Raw genomic sequence first — 22,117 nt, 5'->3', positions numbered from 1 at the left:
TGGTTGCGAATCATTTTCCGCTGTTGGAAAGAAAACACCCCTTACGACGAGGCTAGATACCTGCGGAGCTTGCAGCGCCGCGGAGTCACACTCTACGAGAGCCTTTACGCTGCCCTTCTTCCACACCAACCCGCTGCATGAAATGCGTGTGAACATCTTTCAACTCCATGATTGACGGACTACCTCAGAGGTCTCTCCCGCTCCTGCGTCGCAGGCGAGGGGAGAAAGGAGTGGTCCGAGAGGAGAGATCAGCGGCTCAGTTCGTAGGCCTGCATGATCGTGGCGTATTTCGTGAGCATGTTCGGCCGCTCCCACGACGGCAATTGGCCTGCGCGCACGTAGTTCAGGAAGTTCTGCGTGACCTGCGCGAAGTGTGCTTCGTGTCCGGCGTTATAGTGCTCGGGAACGACAATTCGCCACGTCGCGCCGTCGCGCTTGAATGAGATGGCGCGAAAGGGAATCGCTGCGAGCGCGCTTTGCAGGGCGGCTTCGAACTCCGCCGCCGGCGCGCCGCCAGCGTTTTCAACGTGGAGCACGGGTTTGAATTGTTCGTTCGCGCCTTGTCGAATAACGAGGTTGGCGCGGGTGCCGCGCATGATTGACGCGTGCGTGTCTCCTGTTCCAGGGGGAGCCTCGAAATTCCAAATCACCGAAACCTTCGCATGGACTCCGCGCAGCGTGTAGGTGAACTCGCCATTTGAATACACGTGCAACAGGTCATCCTTCACGTCCTTGCGCAGAAAATTAGGAAAGGTTTCGGCGCCCGTGACTTTGCGGAACTGCTCGCGCGTGAGCGGAGTGCTCCAGCGGCGCGCTTTCATGACCTTGACGTCGCGGGGTTGCAGCGCCTGGTCAGGAAACGCTTCCCATTGAACCAGGTCCACAAGGTGCGTCGTGACGTCCACAATGCCTTCACCTTCTTGCTGCACATCGAAGAACCATTGCGGCCGCTTGAGCGGCATGCCAGCGACCGTCTTTGAAAAGTGATGAACGCTCTCCTTGGTGATCGCCGGGTTTTCGGCTGTTCCCCGGACAAGCGTTCCAAACAACGCTTGGTTCCGGGAAAGCTCCCGCTGCAAAGCCGTGGTGATCTCGAATCGCTCCGTCATGATGTCGTAGAGCAGGACGCCCTTTGCTTCCGCGACGATGAAGGCTTCCTGCAGTTTTGTAAAATCTGCTGTCGTAATGGCCATCGGTTTGTCTGCGAGCACGTGCAGTCCCGCCTGCACGCACTTCAAGATGTACTCAGTTTTCCTGGCGTTGTTTCCAGCCAGCACCACGATGTTTCCCGGCTTGGTTGTCAGGGCTTTTTCGAGGAAATCGTCGCCCGTATAAAGCTCCTGCTGCCAGGCAGTCGGTTCGTTGGTCCGGCTGTTGAATTGCTCGATGCGCTTGAGGTGTTGCTGCAGATCATCGCCCGCCGGAGCGTACACCTGCACGCGCGGATCGACATCGGCGTACATGAACTTTTGAATCAGCGCGGCATGGAAATGGCCGGGATCAATGGTCATCAGCCGAAAACGCACCTTTGGTTCGCTTCCTTGACCCGCGGCGGAAAGTGTCATCGCGATGATGGATCCGATGAGCATCATTGTGAGGGTGTGTTTCATGCCTGCGCTTTTGATAGTCGCACTGCGCCATAGGGAGCGCGTTCCACACGAGAGAGCATTGCATTGGCCTCAACGTCGTTCACGAAGTTTTCCGCCTTTGCATCCCAATTCAGCGGACGCCCAAGTTTCATCGCAATCCAAGCCACAATGCACGCGGTGTTCGCGTGGTGCGCGACGGGCGCGGGCACCAGCGTTGTCTTGCGTGACTTCACACACTCGAGCCAGTTCTTGTGGTGCGAAGTGCTGTGCTGGAACTCGACTGCGAGCCCGCGAGGATCGAGCAGCTTCTCGTTGCTGGCGTCCAGAGGCTTCAGTGGAGTTGCGCGCGACGTGGGATCACTCGCCGTTGCGGCCTGCGCATCGCGCGAAACGAAGATCCAACCTTCGCCGCCTATGAAACGGATGCCGTTGGGGAATTTGTCCGACACCACCATTTGAACGTTGTTGGGATAGGTCAGCTCGATGCGATACGCGCCGTGCACGTTCCAGATTTTGTTTTTCGGAAATTCGCCCGTTCCTTCGACCTTCGACGGTCCGCTGAGTTCCGCATTCATGCCCCAATGCGCGGTGTCAAAATGATGCGAACCCCAGCCGGTGATCATGCCGAGGCAATAGGCGTCGTTGCGCAGCCAGCCGGGTCGCGATCCAATGTCGGTCTGCGAATGCACGCGCTGCTCGGTGTAATAAACCTTTGGCGTCGGTCCCAGCCACATGTCGTAATTCAGGTTTTCCGGGACGGGCTGCTCGGGACTGTCTGGCGCGGTGGGATCAGTGGGTAATCCAATTTCCACCCGCTTCAACTGGCCCACGCGGCCGCTGCGGACAAGTTCACAGGCTTTGCGGAATTGTTCGTTGGGACCCCATGACCGTTGCTGGCTGCCGAGTTGAAAAACCCGGCCCGACTTAACCACTGCGTCGCGGAGCAGGACGCTTTCCTCGTGAGTCATTGTCATGGGCTTTTGCAGGTAGATATCCTTCCCGGCGCGCACCGCCGCGAGGGCGATTTCCGCGTGCCAATGGTCTGGCGTGCTGATGACGACGGCGTCAATGTTCGACGCCGCAAGCAGCTCACGATAGTCGCGAAAAACCTGCACCTCGGGTTGTGGCGCTCCGCTGCTGGCTCCCAACTCGCGGGCCTTTTCGCGACCTGCAGTTCCGCGGCGGGTGTCGAGATCACAAACGGCAACGATGTCCGCAAGGCCGGAACGCGCGACGCCCGGCATGTCGTGCGAGAGCGCGATGCGGCCGCAGCCGACGTGTCCCACGCGGATGCGGTTACTCGGCGCATCGGCACCCAGCAATCGTGCGGGAATGATGAGGGGCGCGGCGACTGCGGTGGTCGCGAGCGCGGTTGCCTGGACGAAACGGCGGCGGGACAACGGGCGATTCGAAGTCATGCAAACGTTATGCCTTTCGAACGGTTGCAATCCAAGGGCAAACGGTGAAAACAGAGGATCTTCCATGGAATTCAGCGCTGGCATGGCTTGATCGCCTTCCCGTTGTGAGTAGCCTGTAGCCCATGAGAAATCCCGCGCCGGAAATTCGTGGTGTCCTCACCAGCTTTGCGTTTCTTCTCTTCGCCACAATGGTCCCGCACCTTCAAGCCGAATGGGAGCGCGATGACAAATCCATCGCGTGGCGGCAAGGAACGAATGTCATCTGGCGCTTTAGCTTTGATCCGTCCAAGGGCAAGACGTTCTTCGATCCGCTCGCGATCGGGGGCACGACATTGACGAACTTCAAGCCTGAAGATCATCCCTGGCATTACGGTTTGTGGTTCTCCTGGAAATACATCAACAAGGCGAACTATTGGGAAGAGAACCGGCAGACCGGAAAGGCGGAAGGTGCAACGCGGTGGACGGCGCCTGAAATTCGAGCCAACCCGGACGGCTCTGCTGTGATCAAACTGGAAGTGACCTGCGTTCATCCAAGTGGACGCGTTGATTTAACCGAGCAGCGCGAACTCGAGATTTCGGCCCCGGACGCGAATGGCGGCTACTCGATCGGCTGGCGCGCGAATTTTACTGCGGGAAAGGATGGCGCCGTGCTCGAACGCACGCCCATGCCGGGCGAACCTGATGGGCGTGTGAATGGCGGGTACGCGGGACTCGGCTTGCGTTTGGCGGGATCGCCACTGGGCTTTTCCGTGGTATCGAGTTCAGGGCCGGTGGATCAGTTCGCAAGCGATCGCGCCCGCCCGAGGGCATCAGCCCTTGCGTGCAACTTCACCGACGGTTCTCGGGACGTCGGCGGAATTGCAATCTTCAGTGATCCGGTCAATGCGGGCAAGGAAGCGCCGTGGTACGTTGTCAATTCAAAGGAAATGCGTTTCGTGTGCGCGGCAATATTGGCGCCTGCAATTCGAACGTTGAAACCTGCCGAGGAAATGAATCTGCGCTATCGCATCGTGATTCGTCCGCAGGCGTGGACGACGGAAGCACTGAAGCGCGAAGACGACCGCCGCCCGTAGCGCAGGTGTCGCAACCCCAAATTGAAGGGATGAGGAACGTAACCACGGATGGACACGGATTCGGAAACAGCCTCCTCTGCCTTTTCTCTGCTGCCTCTGCGTGCTCCTGTTAAACATCTTCTCTTCGCGCTGTTTGTGGCCTTCGCATGGCGTGGTTCCGCAGTCCCCTTTTTTCCGCGCGCCGGGGCGAGAGACCAGAGCACCCATCACACTCAAAGGTTAGTCCAGGACCTTCGCCCGGAAATAAACCGGCCCAGCCGCGGCTGCGTGGGTGAATGAAATGGTTCCGTGAGCGTTGAGCACATTCGTCAGGGGCGTCCAGGTTGCGAGGTTCGTCGACATCAGGATCTGAATCAGGCCGCCCGCGTTTCCGCTTACCTGAAACGAGAACTGTCCCGGCATGGGCGCATGGTTGACGGAATGCAGGACGGGCGCGGGATTTCCCGGGTTCACCACAATCGTCTGCGCGCTCACCCCGCTCCCAGGCTCAAGCGCAATTTTTCGCAATGTGGATTGCCCTCCAACCGTGATCGCGACGTCATAATTGCCGTGAAAACCGCGAAACGAATACTCGCCGCTTGCTAATGTCCCCCCATTCGTCCGTGTCGTCCATTCGGCGAGCAGCGCTTGATAACGCCTGCCCGCTTCATTCAAGGTCCAGTTCAGGTTCACGATGGCCGCATTGCTGCCGCGCCAATGGGAACCCGCCCAGAAACCCCACATGATCACGCCGTCGACAGATGGTTTGCTAAACGCAATCCGGTAAAGCTTCTCCAGGTTGTCCGCGCGCACAAATTCGTCCTCGTTCACCGAATCATATTCCGTGATCCAGATCGGCAGGCCGAGTTCCGCCAGGCTGTCGAGACGGCTCTCTGTCGTCGTTGTGTTGATCACGGACCCGAAATGTCCCTGCGCTCCGATTCCATGGATCGGGGCGTTCGAGGCAAGGAGGGATTGGATCTGTTGCTTGTAGGCATCGGTTTCATTTGCGGAAACCACATTGTAATCATTCACGAAGAGCCGAACGCTGGGATCCAGCGCGTGCGCATGCTTGAACATCCATGAATTAACCCAGGTTCCCAGCCGATCTCCGAAAAAGTCCCCGTGCAACATCTCGTTGTTCACGTCCCAATGCACAAATGTTCCCTTGAAATGATTCACAGCACTGTTCAAGCGATTGGTGAGAGCGATGAGAAGGTTTGCGTTGGAAAGGTTTGTCACCCAGGGCTGAACCCATCGGTCGACTGCCCAGAAAATGGTGTGTCCGCGCAGCGTGATTCCGTTCAAGTGACAAAAGTTCGTGATGGCGTTGGCAGAGTTATACGTGACCGAACCCTGGGACGGTTCGTTGGCATACCATTTCGCCTCGTTCTCCATGACCGCCCATTGAAAGTTCGTCCGGAAAAATGCGGCATACTGCGGATTGGAGATGTTGCCATTGATCGCCGAACCGAATCCAAACCGGTGGCGAGTCTGCGCCACCGACACCGTTGCGCCAGACACCGGTTTGCCCGTGGCATCGATCACATGCAGAAGCACGTCGCGTTTCCGAATCGATTCAATGCGATCGTTCGCAGCCGCTTTCCAGTCATGCCCTTCCACCGCGAAATCGTCCGCATAAAAGTCCACGCCTCCCTCGGGACCCTCCATGTAAAGGTTCAGGGCGGTCAGCGTTCCGGAGGCAGCATGAGTGTAACTGCCGCCAAGTTGCGTCCAGGTGTTGGGCGTTGCGGTGGCGCTGGCAACGCCATGGTACGAAGTGCCGCTTCCGTCCGTCCGTTGGATCGTAAGCCTCACTGGCTGGGGGCTGGCGGCAACCACGCGAACAGAAGCCCGAACGCTGTATTGTTTCCCGGGTTCCAACATGCCGGCCAGCGATTGCGCAACGCCGTTCCAGCTGTCGGACCGATTTTGAATCCGGGCAGCGTTGCCGCCTGAATTCACAGGGCTTGCGACCGTGGTGAAGTTCACGGGACCGAAGCCAAACCAGGCGGCTGTGCCTTGTTCGAAGCCGGGATTCTGGAGCAGGTTTGGGCCCTGTGCGCGGGCATGAAGGATCAACACGAAACAGAGGAGCACAACAATCGCGAGCGCTCGCTGGGGGAAACAGGGCTGCATTGCGGCGAGGATATCCCTCCAGGACCGATCGGGGCAACCGGGTTTGCCGATTAGTTTTCTCATTTGTTTGGCCGCAGTTTCGCGGGACGATTGCATGCGCTCGTGCAATGAGGCAGCTGAGCACGGTCGCATGGTGCCTCCGTCCCAGTCTTCGGTGAAATCTGCGCCACTATTTCGTTTGTGTCCTTGGTGGGGAGGCGTATGCTCTGACCACATTTTGTTTTCGGCTCGGGAACTCTTGGGGAGTCGGGACGTGCCGGGCCGGATTCAGTTTCAATCAAGCAAACATGAATCAGCCATCCTCCACACCCTCCGCCACCCACCACACACCGCAGGCAGCGCCAGCCGCCGCACCTCGCTATCCCGGCGTCCGTGTCACGTGCAACGGGAACCAGCTGGTCGCGCAATATGTTGAAACGCGGATTACCCAGGGCGGCATTTTTTATCCGATCACGCCATCCACGGAAGGAGGCGAGATTTACCAGGGTTCGTACGCGCAGGGGGAACTTAATGTCTGGGGAGAGGCGAAGATCGCAGTGGAAACCGAGGGCGAGCACGCCGCGCAGGGCGGGGCGACCGCCTTCGCTGTGAGCGGCAAGCGGGCCGTGAACTTCACGTCGGGGCAGGGGATCGTCTACGCGATGGAGCAGTATTACCACGCGCCCGGCAAACTCTCCACCATGGTGCTGGAGGTCGGCGCGCGCGCGTTGACCAAGCACGCTCTGAACGTGCACTGCGGGCACGATGACTTCTATGCCGCTCTCGATACAGGCTGGACCATGCTGGTTGCCAAGGACGCGCAGCAGGCGGCCGATCAGGCCATCGTCCTGCGCAAGGTGTGCGAGCTGTCGCTGAACCCAGGAATGAACATCCAGGACGGCATGCTGACGACGCATTCCGAACGCACCTATTTCGCGCCCGAGGCTGAATTGCTTCGCGAGTTTCTTGGGGCGGCGGGGGACGTCATCGATTGCCCAACGCCGGCGCAGCGAGAATTGTTTGGGCCCAAGCGGCGGCGCGTGCCCGAGATGATGGACCTGAAAAACCCGCTCCTGCTCGGGCCCGTCCAGAATCAGGAGCATCACATGAACGGCGTGATTGCCCGCCGGAACAATTTCAACGAACACATCCTGCCGATGCTCGAGGCGGCTCTCGAGGAGTTTGGGAACCTGACGGGCCGCCGCTACGGCCTGTTGCATCAATACCGATGCGAGGATGCGGACACCGTATTTGTCTCGCTGGGCTGCGCGGCCGACAACATCGAGGCTGCCTGCGATTACCTGCGCGACCAGCGGAATGCGAAAGTGGGTTCGATTCACGTCAACGTGATCCGTCCATTTCCCGAGGCGGCGATCGTCAATGCGCTGCGCGGCAAAAAGAACGTCATCGTGCTGGAGCGCACGGACGAGGGGTTGTCGGGTGACAATCCGCTGGCGCGGGAAATTCGCGTGGCGCTCGGCAAGGCGAATGAACACTACCGCGCAATGCCAGCCTCCGAGGCAAGTCCCAATGCGGTTGTGAATCCAGGATCCAACGCTTCGGCGCGCGTGTCCGCACTTTCGCCTGAGGAGACGCCTCGCATGTTCCGCGGTTCCTATGGAATCGGCTCGCGCGATTTCCGTCCCGAGCATTCGCTGGGCGCCTATGAATTCGCGATCGGGCAGACGCGGCGCAAGGACGGGAGAGGGCCTGCCGACGGCGAGACCTACTTCACGGTCGGCATTGATCATCCTTATTCCGTCATTTCGAAGGACACGCCGTCGTTGCTGCCGGACAAGTCGATTGCGGTGCGCTTCCATTCCATCGGCGGATGGGGAATGATCACAACGGGCAAGAACCTCGGGGAGATTATTGGCGAATTCGGCGACCTGATTTCCCATCAGAATCCCGAGTATGAAGCGGATGGGCGGCTGAAGGAGAAGCTGTTCATCATGGCCAATCCGAAATACGGATCCGAGAAGAAGGGCGCGCCGACGAACTATTACCTGACCGTGGCGCCGCAGCGCATCAAGGTGAACTGCGAATTGAACCACGTGGATGTCGTGCTCTGCTGCGATCCGAAGGCGTTCACGCATACCAATCCGCTGGAAGGAATCAAGAAGGGCGGCTGCATCGTGTGGGAATCGAGCGACACGCCCGAGACGGCGTGGCAGCGCATCCCGGCGCATCACCGCCGATTCGTTGTGGAAAACAACATCCGCGTTTACATCCTTCCCGGATTTGAAATTGCGCGAAAGGCGACGAGCAAGGGCGAACTGCAGTTGCGCATGCAGGGCAATTCGTTCCTGGGCGCGTTCTTCCGGGTATCGCCGTTCCTGAAGATCAACGGCATTTCTGACGAGGCGTATCTCGCCACGGTGAAGAAGCAGTATCAAAAGAAGTTTGGCCGTTTCGGCGAGGACGTGGTGGCTTCGAACATGACCGTGATGGAGCAGGGCTTCTCGCGCGTGCAGGAGATCAAGTATGGCGAAGCTGCGGACCCGGATCGTTCTTCGATGCGCAATCCGCCGCTGAAGCCTGTGGCGGGGGACACGCCCATCATTCCGACGGCGGGCTGCGGCACTGCGTGCGGAAGCGGGGTTCCCACTCCTGCGCAGCAAACGCCCCGCTACGCGTTTCAATCATTGTCCAAGTTCGATTCCGAATATCGCAGCGGCCTTGGGTATCACCAACCCGCGGGCGCGCTGGCATCGCTCGGTGTCATGGGCGCGGGCACGGGTGCGACGCAATCGAAGTATGTCGCGCGCCGCGAAACGCCGGTTTACATCGCGGAAAATTGCACGCAATGCATGGAATGCATCACGGCATGTCCCGACACTGCGCTGCCGAACATGGCGCAGGACGTCAGCACGGTGCTGCGCACCGCGGCGCATTACTATGTGACTGATCCCACGGACCGGCAGAAGCTGACGGCGGAGTTGAAAGGCGTGGAGGAGCGGGCGCGCGTGAAGATGAATGAAGCGGTCAAGACCCGCGCCAAGCTGCCGTTCAAGGACATCATCCGCGACGAAATCAATGCGCTTGCCACGGTTCGCGATGTGGCGAAGGCGGAGTTCACGGGCATCATCGACCTTTTGCCGCTGGCCTATTCCAACGTGCCCGCGATTTTCCGTTCCGTTGAGCAGAAGACGCCTGGCGCGGGCGGTTTGTTTTCGATCTTTGTTTCCGATCTTTGCAAGGGTTGTGGCGAATGCGTGCAGGTCTGCGGCGACCATGATGCCTTGCGCATGACGACCGAAACGGAGGATCTCAATTCGCACCTGACGACTGCGCAAATCTTTTCGCGGCTGTTGCCGGACACGCCCCAGAAATATCTGGGCCTTTACCAGGACAACGACGCAGCCAGTTCGCGGGAGGCAGCGTTGCGGAATCACCTGATGGTGCGGCGCAATTACGAGGCGCTCGTTTCAGGAGACGGCGCGTGCGCGGGTTGCGGGGAAAAGAGCGTGCTGCGCGCGCTGGCTTCCGTGACCGAGGCGTATATGCGCCCGATGTATCACAGAAAAGCCGACCGCTTGCGCGGCAAGGCAACGCGGCTTGAGAACGAAGGCGTGGCAAAGCTGCAGGCGTTGAAACTGCGCGATGAAAAGGAATATCAACTCTTCCGCCGCGCGGTCCTGCACATCATTCATGGGCTGGGCGGAGAGAACGAAGCCGACACAGCCCGCAGGATTGCTGCGTATGAGACTGCCAATGGTGCAGTGACCGACGCGCAGTTGGTCTCGGCAATTTCCGCCGTGATGCGCCAGGATGCATTCAATCATCGCGACCTGCAGGCGGTGGACGGCCGCAACGCGAACGGCATGAGCGTCATGTTCATGGGCGCAAGCACGGGATGTAACACCGTTTACGGCTCCACGCCGCCGTCCAATCCTCATCCGTATCCCTGGATGAACTCGCTGTTCCAGGACGGCGCCACGATCAGCTGGCTTTTGGGCGAATCGCTGATCCTGAACCACGCGCGCAGGTCGGTTGTCCCTGAGCGCCTGACCGACGCGCTGCTCGACTCAACGGACGACGTCATGACCGAGGCGGGTTATTTCACGCTTACGCACCTGGACGACGCATTGATGACGGACCAGGAAATTCGCGAACTGCCGAAGGTTTGGGTCGTAGGCGGTGACGGCGCGCTGGGCGACATTGGATTCCAGAACGTTTCCAAGGTCATCCTGCAGAATCGTCCGAACGTGAAGATGCTGATGCTCGACACGCAGGTTTATTCGAACACGGGCGGACAGAATTCGGATTCGTCCACGATGCTTGGCGGCTATGACATGAACCAGTTTGGCGTGGCGTCGCAGGGCAAGTTGATCGAGAAGAAGAACGTTGCTGAAGCATTTACCAGCGGGCACGGCTCCCCATTCGTTGCGCAGGTCTCGATGGCGAATGCAGCAAAGCTGTATCGGGCGATGCTCGACGGCCTGGAGTATCGGGGCACTGCGTTTTTCCAAGCCTACACGACCTGCCAGCCCGAGCATGGCGTTGCGGACAACATGAGCGCAGACCAGGCGAAGCTGGTGCGCGATGCGCGCGGCATGCCGGAATTCGTGTTCAACCCGCGGCGCGGCGAGACGTCGCAGGAAGCGTTCGATCTCAAGGGTAATCCTTCCACGGATCGCGACTGGTGGCGGACGAAATATGCGAGCACGGGCGAGGAATACAATTACACGGTCGCGCACTGGGCGCTGACGGAAGGGCGCTTCCGCAAACACGTGAAAGCGATCAAGGAGGAGGACATCTCCGAGATGATCCACTTTGACGACATGCTTGTGTTCATCACGCAGGACGACGTCATCAACCGCCGCGTGTTCAACTCGGCGCATCGCAGTTACGTCCCGAACTTCGGCGTTTACATCAAGGCTGAGATTGGCGGCAAGATGAAGTACTTCGCCGTGTCGCGGCAGATGGTGTTGTTTGCGGTGGAACGGCGGAAAGCCTGGCGCATGCTGCAGAGCAAGGCGGGGGTTGTGAACAAGGATTACCTCGCCCAGAAGGCGTTGATCGCGAAGCTCGACAAAGGCGAGCTGCAACTGGCGGAACTTCAGGCGAAGACGCGCGAGTTGTTTGCCGCAGAGCGGGCCGTGCTGAACTGATTGGGATTCTCATCAGTGCGGGGCGCCGCGGGCGTCACGCACTTTCCATTTGCGGAACGCAGAGTCCGCATCGCGCGGTTGCGGCTATGAAGAACTACATCCTGATCGCCGGGGTCGTAACTCTCATCAGTGCGATTGTCCCGCTGCTCCACGCGGCGTCGCCTGAATTCACGAGCATTCGGCAGCTCACGAACCGGGAGGTGGCGTTTACGCTGGCTGCTCCCGCTGGGAGCGCGCGCCGGGTTGAGGTGAGCACGAACGTGTCTGACTGGAGTTCGCTCGTGACGTTTTCCTCGACGGGAACGACGCTGCAGCACACGGATTCTGCCGCGCCCTTCCTGCCCGAGCGGGCCTATCGCGCCTATGCGTTTTCGGGAACTAATGTGCTGGATGGGGATCACTTGGCCACCACGAATGGCGACGTTGTCATTCGACCAGTGAACCACGCTTCTTTCGTGATGCAGTGGGAAGGCAAGTGGATCTTCAATGATCCCGCAGTGTCAGCGGCATCAACCTTTCCAGATGCGGACCTCGTGTTGATCAGCCACAGCCACGGCGATCACTTGAACCTCACGGTTCTTGCGGGGGTGACAAAGACAAATTCAATAATTGTTATTCCACCTTCGCTGCACTCAGGAATGGGCGGATTCCAGAATCGCACGGTGATTCTGCCGAATGGCGCGACGACCAATGTGCTCGGGATTGGAATCGAGGCGGTGCCCGCCTACAACGCGAATCACTCGCCGGGGACGGGAAACGGGTATGTCCTGAACATCGGCGGAAAGCGGATCTACATCAGCGGCGACACCGGCGACCAGCCAGAGATCCGCGCTCTCGAGAACATTGACGTCGCCTTTCTCTGCATGAACGTGCCGTTCACGATGACGCCGCAGCAGGCGACGAACTCAGTGCGCGCATTTCGTCCGGGGGTGGTTTATCCCTATCACTATCGAAACCAGAACGGCACCACCACGAACGCAGCGTACTTCAAGCAGATCCTCGGGACAGACTCGGGCATCGAGGTGCGGCTCCGGAATTGGTATTAAGCGCGCGGCGCCGCTGTTCACGATGGCGTGAGCTGCCATCAGAGCGGCACGCTCGACAGCTCCCGCCACAGGTGTGCAGACATCACGCGGCCTTTCTCAAAACAATCCAGGCTGAACTTTTCGTTTGGCGAGTGCGCGTTGTCGTCGGGCAGCGCCAGCCCGAGCAGCAACGTTTCGGCTCCCAGGATTTTCTTGAAGTCATTCACGATGGGGATTGATCCCCCTTCGCGCATCAGGATGGGTTCCTGTCCAAACGCCGACTTCAGCGCGCGCAACGCAGCTTGCGCCTGCGGACCTGTCGGAGAAACGAGGTAAGGCTCCGCTCCGTGCCCGGCTTCGATCTCGATGCGAACAGTGCGCGGGCAGATTTTTTGGAGGTGCTTCCGGAGGAGTTCAATAATCTTGTCCGGGTTTTGCCGAGGGACGAGACGTGTGGTGATTTTCGCACGCGCCCAGGATGGCACGATGGTTTTGCTGCCCTCGCCCTGGTATCCGCTGGTCAGGCCGTTGATCTCCAGTGTGGGTCGTGCGGAACGTTGTTCGAATGGAGTGAAGCCTGATTCGCCGAACAATTCCGGGACGCCAAGCATTGCCTTGTATTGATCGTTCGTGAACGGCAGCCGGCCGAACTGTTCCCGTTCATAATCGGAAAGCGGATCGACGTCGTCGTAGAACCCCGGAATGTCGACCCGCCCCTGGTCGTCTCGCAACTGCGCGAGCAGCTGGCAGAGCGCCATGGCGGGATTGTCAACCGTGCCGCCGAAAATTCCGGAATGCAAATCGCGCGCGGGTCCATGCAGCGTGACCTCGAACGCCGCAATGCCGCGCAGGGCGTAGGTGAGGGCGGGGCAATCGGGCGCGGGCATTCCCGTATCCGAAATCACGACGCCATCGCACTGCAGTTGCTCACGGCGATTCACAAGGAATCCGGCGAGGCTCTTGCTGCCAATCTCCTCTTCGCCTTCGATGATAAACGTAAGGTCGCAGGGATGTTCCGTTCCTGTCTTGAGAAACGATTCCACGGCCTGAATGTGGGCAAGGTTCTGGCCCTTGTTGTCGCTGGACCCGCGGCCGAACAGCGAGCGGCCTTGGACGCGGGGTTCGAAAGGCGCCGTGGTCCAGAGTTCAAACGGTTCCGGCGGCTGGACGTCGTAGTGCCCATAGACAAGAAAGTGCGGACGCCGGGCGCCGCTCCGTGGGGTGCGTGCGAGCACAATCGGATGGCCTGAAGTTCGGCAAAGTTCCGCTTCCATGCCGGCAGCACGGCAGCGATCCACCACCCATTCGGCACAGCGCATCATGTCGGGGACGTGCTTTGGCTGGGCGGAGACGCTGGGAAACCGGACGTAGTCGCAGAGTTCATCCAGAAATCGCGATTGGTTCTGCCTGAGATAATCGAGCGCGGCTTGCATCGGGGTTCTCTAGCATGTTTTCCATTCGATGAAAAGGGAACGTCCCCGAGCGTTGCGCTTTGGGTGTTTCCGTTTACCCTGCGGCGCATGTTGCATGTAGGCATTGGTTACGACGTCCACGCCTTTGCGGAGGGACGAAAGACAATTCTTGGCGGCGTGGAAATTCCACATACAAAGGGTCTCGCGGGTCATTCCGATGCGGATGTCCTGATGCATGCCGTGTGCGATGCCATCCTCGGCGCGCTGGGCGAGGTCGACATCGGACATTTCTTTCCGAATACAGATCCTCGCTGGAAGGATGCACCAAGCCGGGTGTTTCTCGAGGAAGCTGCGCGGCAGGTCACGCTTCGGAAAGGCCGGCTGGTGAACGTCGATGCAACCCTCATCGCGGAGGCGCCTAAAATTTACCCTTTCATCGCGGCCATGAAAGCGAACCTCGCGGCGGCGCTGGGCGTGCCTGATCGGCGGATCGGTGTGAAGGCGACAACGAATGAACGCATGGGTTTCGTAGGTCGCGAAGAGGGAATTGCTGCGATGGCCGTGGCGGGCGTTGAGTTGCCGGAATAGGATTTGATATGGCGAAGGCTGAAATCAGTTGGAAACGGACGACGGACGAGGGCGAGAAGATCCAGGTCTACGCGCGCCATATTGGACGCGAGTGGCTGTTCTACCATCGCAGCAAGCGATTCGACCAATGGCAGCAGGTCGCGGAACCGCCGCTAGAAGATTGGATGCTGCTGTTGGACGCGGTGCAGCGCTACATTACACGGCGCCGCTACCAGCCTGCTGATGAGGCTGATATTCGCCGCATGATCAAGGAGCGATTTCCGGACGCGGATGTCTGACTGGCGTTAACTGGCAGCGCCCTTTCAGAACCAGATGGACGCGTTCAAGCGCGCATGGCGAATCCGCACACAGACGGGCCTGGAAGCGCGGCGATACGGCATGTTTGGTATCCTGCGCTACGGAGCGCGGCGAGAGAAGGCTATGGCTGGCTCGTGATCTTGGACCACTCCAGATCCTGGCTCGCGGCGTAAATTGCAAATGCCTTCTCGTTCTGGATGAGAACGGCACGAACCACGCTGGAATCGTCCGCACGGCCGAGATTCAACACGGCGTCGGGAATAATGCCGACCTTCTTGTGCGCATAAATCAGCGCAAAGGCGGCCTGCGCAATCGCGAAATAGGGAAGTTCCTTGTAAGCGCCTTCCGATGAATCTTCGAGGGCGTTAGCCAGAAAATCCAGCTGCGCTCCCAGGTGCGGGAAGAGAGGTTCGTAAATTTGCGTGAATTCAAGCTTCCACTGCGGCAGCGCCCGCACGAGTTTCTCCACAACACCCGGCGTGATCGAGGCAGCCCCGCGATTCACAAACTCTGCGATTTCAGCCATGCGCGAACTTTATCTTGGCTGATTCCGCCAACGCAAGGCAGTTCGACTGGCGAATACGCCCTATTGGTACTGGGGCGGCAGGTCCGGGAAACCTGCGCGCACGGCCGCGCGTCTCATCCGCAGCGGCGTCGCCGCAACTTTCTTTGATCGAATGAAAAAACTTCTTTGGACGACGATGTTCTGCTGCTCCGCCGTGGCTGCCGCGGCGGCAACGTATCATTTGGACTCCGAACTCGGGGATGACAGCCACAATGGGACTGAATCGGGGCGCGCGTGGAAGTCGCTAGCGCGGGCGAACAGCAATCAATTTCAGCCGGGCGATCGGCTTCTCCTTAAGGCGGGAACGCGTTACGCGGGACAGTTGAAGCCGTCAGGCTCGGGTGCGGTGGTCGACGGCAAAACCAATACGATCAGGATTGGTGTTTATGGCGAGGGCGCGCGGCCACGCATCGATGGTGAAGGCAAGGTCCTCGACACTTTGCTGCTGCGCAACGTTGAGTTCTGGGAGGTTGAAGGGCTTGAGATTACCAATGAGGGCGAGCAGCGTGAGCCGTGGCGGACCGGCGTGCGCATTCAATCAGACGGCTTCGGGAAAATGCGCCATATAAGCCTGAACAATCTTTTCGTGCATGACGTAAACGGCGACTTGCGCAAGGAACAGGAAGGATGCGGCGTTTATTTCGAAGCACGCGGCGGCAACAACTCGCACTTCGACGGATTGATCATCGAGAATTGTCACGTCGTGCGCACTGATCGCAATGGCATCTGCCAGCGCACGTCAGGCCGCGGCCGCAGCGTGGGTGTGGTGATTCGGCGGAACCTGCTTGAAGACATCGGCGGCGACGGCATCAAGATCTGGGGAAGCAATGGGGCGCTTGTTGAACACAATGTGATTCGTGGCGGGCGCACTCGCTGCCAGGACTACGCCGCAGGCATCTGGCCCTTCGCAAGCGATGACACATTGATCCAGTTCAACGAAGTTTCGGGCTACAAGGGAACGAAGGACGGCCAGGGATTTGATTCAGATTACCTCTGCCGCCGCACGACAATCCAATACAACTACAGCCACGACAACGAAGGCGGCTTCATCCTGATTTGTTCGCCCGGCAATTCATACAACGAGGGGACGATCGTGCGCTACAACGTGAGCCAGAACGATGGAATCAATTCTGCACGCGTGTTTCATTTCGGCGGCGGGGCAAGCAATACGCTGGTGTACAACAACACGATCTATGTCGGGACAAACCAGAATTTGCCCCTGATTCTCTGCACGGAATGGGATCGCGGAAATGCGAAGGACACGAAGTTCTTCAACAACATCTTCTATGTTGATGGGCGCGTAACGTATGACTTTGGGAAGAGCACGAACATGGTCTTCGAAAACAACGTGTTCTGCGGAACGCACATCGCGCCGCCTGCCGATGTGAAAGGGATTACCCATTGTCCGCCGCTGCTTCAACCGGGACATGCGGCCTCTGGGCTGGAGACTCTGCGGGTGTATGGTTTTGCGCGCTTTGCGCCGGAATTTTTGGGGCAGCGCGCTGGCGTCCCTGCGGCGCACGACATTCTGGGAAACCCGCTGCCGGGCAATCGGCAGCCGCGCGTGGGTGCCGTGCAGCGTTGAATCTGGAAGTCGAACCGATGATCAGCGCTTGCGGCGCTTCGCGGGGCCAAAGTAATAACCGCCGTGAACGCGCACTGCTGAAACGCGGCGCTCCGCGCCTTTCGGTTGCCCGGGTTTTTCCTCTTCGAACAACGCGGTGTACCGATAATCGAAGCCTTCCATCTTGACGCGCTGCACCTTGCTCCCAATGAAACGTTCAATCGCGGCGACGTGCTTCGAATCCTCCGCAACCATCAGCGTGAACGCATCGCCCAGCGCTTCAGCACGGCCGGTTCGGCCGATTCGATGGATGTAATCCTCGGGATGATGAGGAACGTCGTAGTTGATAACGTGACTGACATCCGCGATGTCCAGGCCGCGCGCCGCGATGTCTGTCGCGACCAGGAGTTCGAATCGTCCGTCTCGAAATCCCTTCAACGCCTGTTCACGCTCGCGTTGGGTCCGGTTGGAGTGCAGGACAGCGACAGCGTGATTGTTGCGCTTCAATAGCTGGGCGATGCGATCCGCGCCATGCTTGGTGCGGCAGAAGATGATGACGGACTCATAGTTCACACGTTCGAGCAACGCGAGCAGCAGGTCCGTTTTCTGTGCTTCCGAAACCGGGTAGATGACGTGCTTGACGTTTTCGGCGGGCGTGCGGCGCATTCCGATTTCGATCGTCTCCGGGTTCCGCATTGCCCATTTAATAAGCGTCTCAATCTGAATTGGAATCGTGGCCGAGAAGAGCATCGTCTGCCGTTCGCGCGGAACCTTTTGAACGATCCTCCGCACGTCCGGCAAGAATCCCATGTCGAGCATGCGATCGGCTTCGTCGAGAACCAGGTGCTGCACGTGGTCGAGCCTGCAGGTGCCGCGTTCCATGTGGTCCAGGAGCCGGCCGGGTGTTGCGATGATGATGTCGATCCCGGTCTTCAGGGCATCCATCTGGCGGCCGTAACCCACGCCGCCGAACAGGACAGCGGTTTTAAGATCGGTGAAACGCGAGAAGTCGCGAATGGCGGTCTCGACTTGCGCGGCGAGTTCGCGCGTGGGTTCGAGGACCAGCACCCTGGGGCGCGGATCATGGCTTCCCAATTTTGTAAGGATCGGCAATGCGAACGCGGCTGTTTTGCCGGTGCCCGTTTGAGCGCTGCCGATGACATCCTGCCCGTCGAGAATCAGGGGAATGGCTCGCAGCTGGATGGGGGTTGGATCGACATAACCCATGGCTTTGACGCCCTCCACCAGCGGGGCCGACAAACCAAGTTGAGTAAAAGGCATGGCGTAATGTGTGGAAAAACTGCGCAAATGTCCACGCGTGAATGGCGCGCGCGCGGACGCTGGAGCGCCAGCTTGCCGCTTCAATCCTGCCGGCCCGGCCTAAATCGTGCAGCACTGGGCCCATTTTTCGGCATTGGGAGAAATCTGAATGTGAGCAGGATGGATATTCAATCATCGCAACCCATTTGCGAGCCGGCGTCCCGGCGGCCGATCACGCATGCGCAAGTCCGATGGGCATTAAGCAGAAGGCCCGACGCGACGGGCGAGTTGCCAGATGATGTACATGCCGTGCAGCGCGGCGATCACGAGCAGTGTGATGCCCGAAATGTGCTCCATGCGCAGAAGAGTCTTTTCACTGAAACGGCCGTAACCTCGTGACGAGCCGAAGCTGAGGACCAGAAACCATGAACCCGTGCCCAAGGCCACGCCTGCGACGCACGCCAGCTTGCCGGTCCAGTCGGGCGTCACCCATTCCCGCGAGATGAAATTCGCGGCCAGGATAATCCAGAACACCAGCACGCCCACGTTCGCCATCACCCGAACATAACCCGTCCAGAATGCGGAATGCGGATGAAATTTTTCTTCGATCCGTTCCTCGATCCGATGTGTTAGCGGCCCCAATTCCACAGGCGATTCAACGGATTTGGCGCGAAGAAACTTGATTCCGAGGAAGAGCATGAACACAAAGCTGGTCAGCTCCATCGCGGCTTTGATGATGCCTTTGGTGAAGAAGGATGCGAACCCCGTGAACGCGATGAAGCAGTAGGTGATTTCCATCAGCGTCGCGCCCAGGCTGATCATCAGCGCCCATTTGAAACCGCGGCGCGCTCCCTCGTTGATGATCGTGAGATTGACCGGGCCTACTGGAATTGAGAGGAGCAGCCCGCTGATGAATCCGGTCAACCCTGCGCGTAAGATGACGTCCAGATCATCCATTCCGCCTTCAAGCTTGTCCGCTTCCCGCTTCCGCGGCGTCATCGTCCTCTTCCTCTATCTCGTGGCGAATACGGCGCGAGATGCGCGGCCGGATGAAGCCATAGACCAGATAAGCGGTGAAGAGCGCGGGGAGAACGTAGTAGAGGATCTTTTCCCGCAGCACCAGGATCAGCCCCAAGAACATCGCCGCCACGATCGCCTTCAGGAACGTGCTCGTTGAACGCAGCCCGAGAGACTTGAAGCTGGGATAGCGCACCTTGCTCACCATCATGGCCGACAGGAAAACGAGGACCACTGCGAGCAGATATTTCCAGTTTCCAAGTGTTCGTTCCTTTTCGTTCAACTGGATGATCAGCAGCGTCAGAGACGCGACCAGGCCGGCCGCTGATGGAATGGGGAATCCGAGGAACTCCTTGCTCCCGCCGCCGCCTGGCATCGTTGCAAGGCAATTGAACCGCGCGAGCCGGAATGCTCCGCACAGGAGATAAATGGAAGCAATGAACCAGCCGATCTCAGGATGATTGCCAAAGGGCGCCCCCTGGAAGACGTCGCGCAGAACGACGCGATGGACGAGGAATGCAGGCGCCACGCCAAAGGAGACAAGGTCCGCAAGCGAATCGAACTCGCGTCCAAACGGGCTCTCCACGCCGCCCATGCGGGCAACGCGGCCGTCAAACAAGTCGAAGATGCAGGCAAGCAGAATGAAGCCAAGCGCCTGCTTGATCTTGATGAAATCGTAGGGGAGATCGGCCTCGACAATTTTGGTCAGTGCAACAAAGCCGCAGAACAGATTTCCTGCCGTGAGCAGGTTGGGCAGGAAATAAATCTTCAGCCTGCTCTCAACTGCGTCGCTGGTTGGTTTCAAATCCGGCGAGGCCATGTAAATCCTGGTTATTCAAGGTTCGCTATGATTGATTCGCCGCCCACCACCCGGTCCCCGAGCTTCACGTTGATTCGGGCCGAGAGCGGCAGGTAGACATCGCAGCGGGAACCAAATTGAATCAGGCTGATGCGATCGCCCCGCATCACTTCGTCGCCGCTCTCAACCCAGGGAACGATGCGGCGGGCGATGACCCCCGCGATCAGGCGCAGTCCGATCTTGACTCCAGCCGGCTCCGCCGTTTCAAAACCGATCAGCACGTTCTCATTGCATGTGGCGCATTCCGTCTTCATGGCATTCATGAATTCGCCTTCGGTGTGCTTCAGGTATGCCACCTTGCCCGTGACGGGAGCGTTTTGAACGTGGACGTCGACGACTGAAAGAAAGATGGAGACCCGCTTGCATTCGCCTCCCATGAACTTCGATTCAGAGGTGGTGTCGATCACGTCCACTTTTCCATGGCCAGGGGAAAGGACGAGATTCGAGCCCGCGGGAATGGTCGGATTGGGATCGCGAAAAAAATAGAGGACGAAGAGTGCGAACGCGAGCCAGACAACAAACAGAAAGATGGCGATCCCGATCATGGCGGCTCCCGCCACGGTCGCAAGGAATCCGATGATCGGCACGAGCGCGACCAGGATCAGCGTGACGATGAGCATTTTCCACGCGGCTTTTCTTGCCTTTCCCGAATGTTTCATCGGTGCAAGGTAAGGCGGGATGGCCGCGGGTCAAAGCGCAAAGTTCCCTGCCGGCGTGTGGGGTGTACCGCCAGTCAATTGTGAGTTGAACCCTGCTCCTTCCCGCATCATGATTTTGCGCGTCCCGGCATGACAACCGCCAATAAAGTAACCATCGTTCGAATCCTGCTGATTCCATTCTTCGTAGTGGAGGTGTTGTATTATCAGAACACGGGCGAGGAATTGCATCGGCTCTTTGCCGTGCTGGCCTTTGCTCTCGCCGCCGTTTGTGATGGTGTCGATGGCTACATCGCGCGGCGGTACAACCAGAAGAGCGAGCTGGGCGCCATGCTGGATCCACTTGCAGACAAGCTGTTGCTCGTTTCGGGCATCATTCTCCTGAGCATCGACAAGCCGCATTTGGGAGCAATCCCGATGTGGTTGACTGGAATCATCATTGGCCGCGACCTGCTCCTGCTGGTCGGGCTGGCAGTCATTCAAATGACAGTCGGCAAAGTCACTGTGCGCCCTCGCATCACGGGCAAGGTGGCAACGGTTTTGCAAATCATCTGCATTGCCTGGCTGTTGCTGAAATGGGACGCGGCCGCGGGCGCAATTTGGTTTCGCGTCTGGACCTACGCCGCGGCGTTCTGCACGGGTCTTTCAGGCTTGCTGTACGTGCGCGATGGCATGAAGCAGTTGAGTTCGCATCCCGCCAGTTCGCCCACGCCTTCAGGGAAATAGCTGCACCTCGAGCAACCTCGAAGTTTTCGGGATCGCAGAATTTCCCGCCTGCGTCGCCTTGCTCCGCGCCTGCGTTCTGACACGTTCCTTTCTTCAGCGCGGCTTGACTCTTGGACGTTGTTGGCTAGGTTTCCGCCCGTTACCCAAGAATGAAACGAGGCGAATCGTCGCTTCGAAAATAAGACAGGAATACTATGGCACACGAATTGGCTCCGCTTCCGTATCCGAACAACGCGCTCGAACCGCACATTGACGCGCAGACCATGGAGATCCACCACGATCGCCATCACAAGGCATACGTCGACAACCTCAACAAGGCCATTGCGGGCAACGCCGCGCTCGAGGCGAAATCGATCGATGCGCTGATGAAGGAAATTTCCTCGGTTCCCGACGCCATCAAGGGACCCGTGCGCAACAACGGCGGGGGTCATTGGAATCACACCTTCTTCTGGCGCATTCTATCCGGCGGCGCGGGCGGCGCGCCGTCAGGCAAGCTCGCGGAAGCGATCAACTCAACCTTCGGCAGCTTTGAAGAATTCAAAACCAAGTTTGAAGCGGCTGGCGTTGGCCGGTTCGGCAGCGGCTGGGCATGGCTCGTTGCCAACGGCGGCAAGCTGGAAATCGTTTCGACCGCGAACCAGGACAATCCGCTGATGGGCAAGTCCGTCGCAGGTGCGGAAGGCACGCCTGTTCTCGGCGTTGACGTCTGGGAGCACGCCTATTACCTGAAATACCAGAACAAGCGCGCGGATTACCTGAAGGCTTTCTGGAACGTCGTGAACTGGAACGAAGTTTCCAAGAATTACGAATCAGCGAGCCGCTGATCCGTTGGAGTTCATCACGGGCACGCTGCTCGA

Annotated in this window: 17 protein-coding genes; 8 read left to right on the top strand and 9 right to left on the bottom strand. The window is 58.9% G+C overall.

Going from position 1 to position 22,117, the window contains the following annotated elements; translation table 11 throughout:
• Window positions 1–248 precede the first annotated feature (248 nt).
• Together VEH04_19430 and VEH04_19425 are read right to left on the bottom strand one after the other, a co-directional pair.
• Window positions 249–1,610, bottom strand: coding sequence for a putative oxidoreductase C-terminal domain-containing protein (locus VEH04_19430; protein HYG24947.1), 1,362 nt, complete (start codon window positions 1,608–1,610; stop codon window positions 249–251).
• Window positions 1,607–3,007 (bottom strand): Gfo/Idh/MocA family oxidoreductase, encoded by a 1,401-nt coding sequence (locus VEH04_19425; GenBank protein HYG24946.1) that lies wholly within the window; start codon window positions 3,005–3,007, stop codon window positions 1,607–1,609. Before VEH04_19425 ends, VEH04_19430 begins: the two co-directional genes overlap by 4 nt.
• Window positions 3,008–3,129: 122 nt before the next feature.
• Between VEH04_19425 and VEH04_19420 the strand changes: the two genes are divergently transcribed.
• Window positions 3,130–4,080 (top strand): DUF6807 family protein, encoded by a 951-nt coding sequence (locus tag VEH04_19420; GenBank protein HYG24945.1) that lies wholly within the window; start codon window positions 3,130–3,132, stop codon window positions 4,078–4,080.
• A gap of 219 nt (window positions 4,081–4,299) precedes the next feature.
• Here the strand turns inward: VEH04_19420 and VEH04_19415 are convergent, their stop codons facing one another.
• Entirely contained in the window at window positions 4,300–6,261 is a 1,962-nt protein-coding gene (locus tag VEH04_19415; GenBank protein HYG24944.1) for an endo-1,4-beta-xylanase, read from the bottom strand.
• Window positions 6,262–6,485: 224 nt separating this feature from the next.
• Here VEH04_19415 and VEH04_19410 point away from each other — a divergent pair, with 224 nt between their 5' ends.
• Together VEH04_19410 and VEH04_19405 are read left to right on the top strand one after the other, a co-directional pair.
• Window positions 6,486–11,291, top strand: a complete 4,806-nt coding sequence (locus tag VEH04_19410) for a 2-oxoacid:acceptor oxidoreductase family protein (GenBank protein ID HYG24943.1) — start codon at window positions 6,486–6,488, stop codon at window positions 11,289–11,291.
• A gap of 86 nt (window positions 11,292–11,377) precedes the next feature.
• Entirely contained in the window at window positions 11,378–12,337 is a 960-nt protein-coding gene (locus VEH04_19405) for an MBL fold metallo-hydrolase (GenBank protein HYG24942.1), read from the top strand.
• A gap of 38 nt (window positions 12,338–12,375) precedes the next feature.
• Here VEH04_19405 and VEH04_19400 read toward each other — a convergent pair whose 3' ends face one another.
• The gene (locus tag VEH04_19400) at window positions 12,376–13,749 is read right to left on the bottom strand and encodes a dipeptidase (GenBank protein ID HYG24941.1); all 1,374 of its coding nucleotides are present in this window, start codon (window positions 13,747–13,749) and stop codon (window positions 12,376–12,378) included.
• A 63-nt stretch (window positions 13,750–13,812) separates the two neighbouring features.
• Here VEH04_19400 and ispF point away from each other — a divergent pair, with 63 nt between their 5' ends.
• Together ispF and VEH04_19390 are read left to right on the top strand one after the other, a co-directional pair.
• Window positions 13,813–14,316 (top strand): 2-C-methyl-D-erythritol 2,4-cyclodiphosphate synthase, encoded by a 504-nt coding sequence (gene ispF / locus VEH04_19395; GenBank protein ID HYG24940.1) that lies wholly within the window; start codon window positions 13,813–13,815, stop codon window positions 14,314–14,316.
• A gap of 8 nt (window positions 14,317–14,324) precedes the next feature.
• A complete protein-coding gene (locus VEH04_19390) occupies window positions 14,325–14,594 on the top strand; it encodes a hypothetical protein (GenBank protein ID HYG24939.1) in 270 nt (89 codons plus the stop codon).
• Between the two features lie 140 nt (window positions 14,595–14,734).
• Here the strand turns inward: VEH04_19390 and VEH04_19385 are convergent, their stop codons facing one another.
• The gene (locus tag VEH04_19385; protein HYG24938.1) at window positions 14,735–15,139 is read right to left on the bottom strand and encodes a hypothetical protein; all 405 of its coding nucleotides are present in this window, start codon (window positions 15,137–15,139) and stop codon (window positions 14,735–14,737) included.
• Window positions 15,140–15,290: 151 nt separating this feature from the next.
• Here VEH04_19385 and VEH04_19380 point away from each other — a divergent pair, with 151 nt between their 5' ends.
• Window positions 15,291–16,763 carry a right-handed parallel beta-helix repeat-containing protein gene (locus VEH04_19380; protein ID HYG24937.1) on the top strand — a complete coding sequence of 491 codons (1,473 nt, stop codon included), beginning with the start codon at window positions 15,291–15,293 and terminating at the stop codon, window positions 16,761–16,763.
• Window positions 16,764–16,784: 21 nt separating this feature from the next.
• Here VEH04_19380 and VEH04_19375 read toward each other — a convergent pair whose 3' ends face one another.
• From VEH04_19375 to VEH04_19360, 4 genes are all read right to left on the bottom strand, one after another.
• On the bottom strand, window positions 16,785–18,023 hold the full coding sequence (locus VEH04_19375) for a DEAD/DEAH box helicase (GenBank protein HYG24936.1): 1,239 nt from the start codon (window positions 18,021–18,023) through the stop codon (window positions 16,785–16,787).
• 237 nt (window positions 18,024–18,260) lie between these two features.
• Window positions 18,261–19,001, bottom strand: a complete 741-nt coding sequence (locus VEH04_19370; protein ID HYG24935.1) for a LysE family transporter — start codon at window positions 18,999–19,001, stop codon at window positions 18,261–18,263.
• Window positions 18,967–19,839, bottom strand: a complete 873-nt coding sequence (gene pssA, locus VEH04_19365) for a CDP-diacylglycerol--serine O-phosphatidyltransferase (protein ID HYG24934.1) — start codon at window positions 19,837–19,839, stop codon at window positions 18,967–18,969. Before pssA ends, VEH04_19370 begins: the two co-directional genes overlap by 35 nt.
• An 11-nt stretch (window positions 19,840–19,850) precedes the next feature.
• Window positions 19,851–20,537, bottom strand: coding sequence for a phosphatidylserine decarboxylase (locus VEH04_19360; protein HYG24933.1), 687 nt, complete (start codon window positions 20,535–20,537; stop codon window positions 19,851–19,853).
• A 129-nt stretch (window positions 20,538–20,666) separates the two neighbouring features.
• On the opposite strand from VEH04_19360, the gene pgsA reads away from it, so the two are divergent.
• Together pgsA and VEH04_19350 are read left to right on the top strand one after the other, a co-directional pair.
• The gene (gene pgsA, locus VEH04_19355) at window positions 20,667–21,260 is read left to right on the top strand and encodes a CDP-diacylglycerol--glycerol-3-phosphate 3-phosphatidyltransferase (GenBank protein ID HYG24932.1); all 594 of its coding nucleotides are present in this window, start codon (window positions 20,667–20,669) and stop codon (window positions 21,258–21,260) included.
• A gap of 194 nt (window positions 21,261–21,454) precedes the next feature.
• Window positions 21,455–22,084 (top strand): superoxide dismutase, encoded by a 630-nt coding sequence (locus VEH04_19350; GenBank protein ID HYG24931.1) that lies wholly within the window; start codon window positions 21,455–21,457, stop codon window positions 22,082–22,084.
• Window positions 22,085–22,117 lie beyond the last annotated feature (33 nt).

This window comes from Verrucomicrobiia bacterium, assembly GCA_035629175.1.
GTDB lineage: Bacteria > Verrucomicrobiota > Verrucomicrobiia > Limisphaerales > DASXHY01 > DASXHY01.
This window is presented reverse-complemented; position numbering and strand designations above follow the sequence as displayed.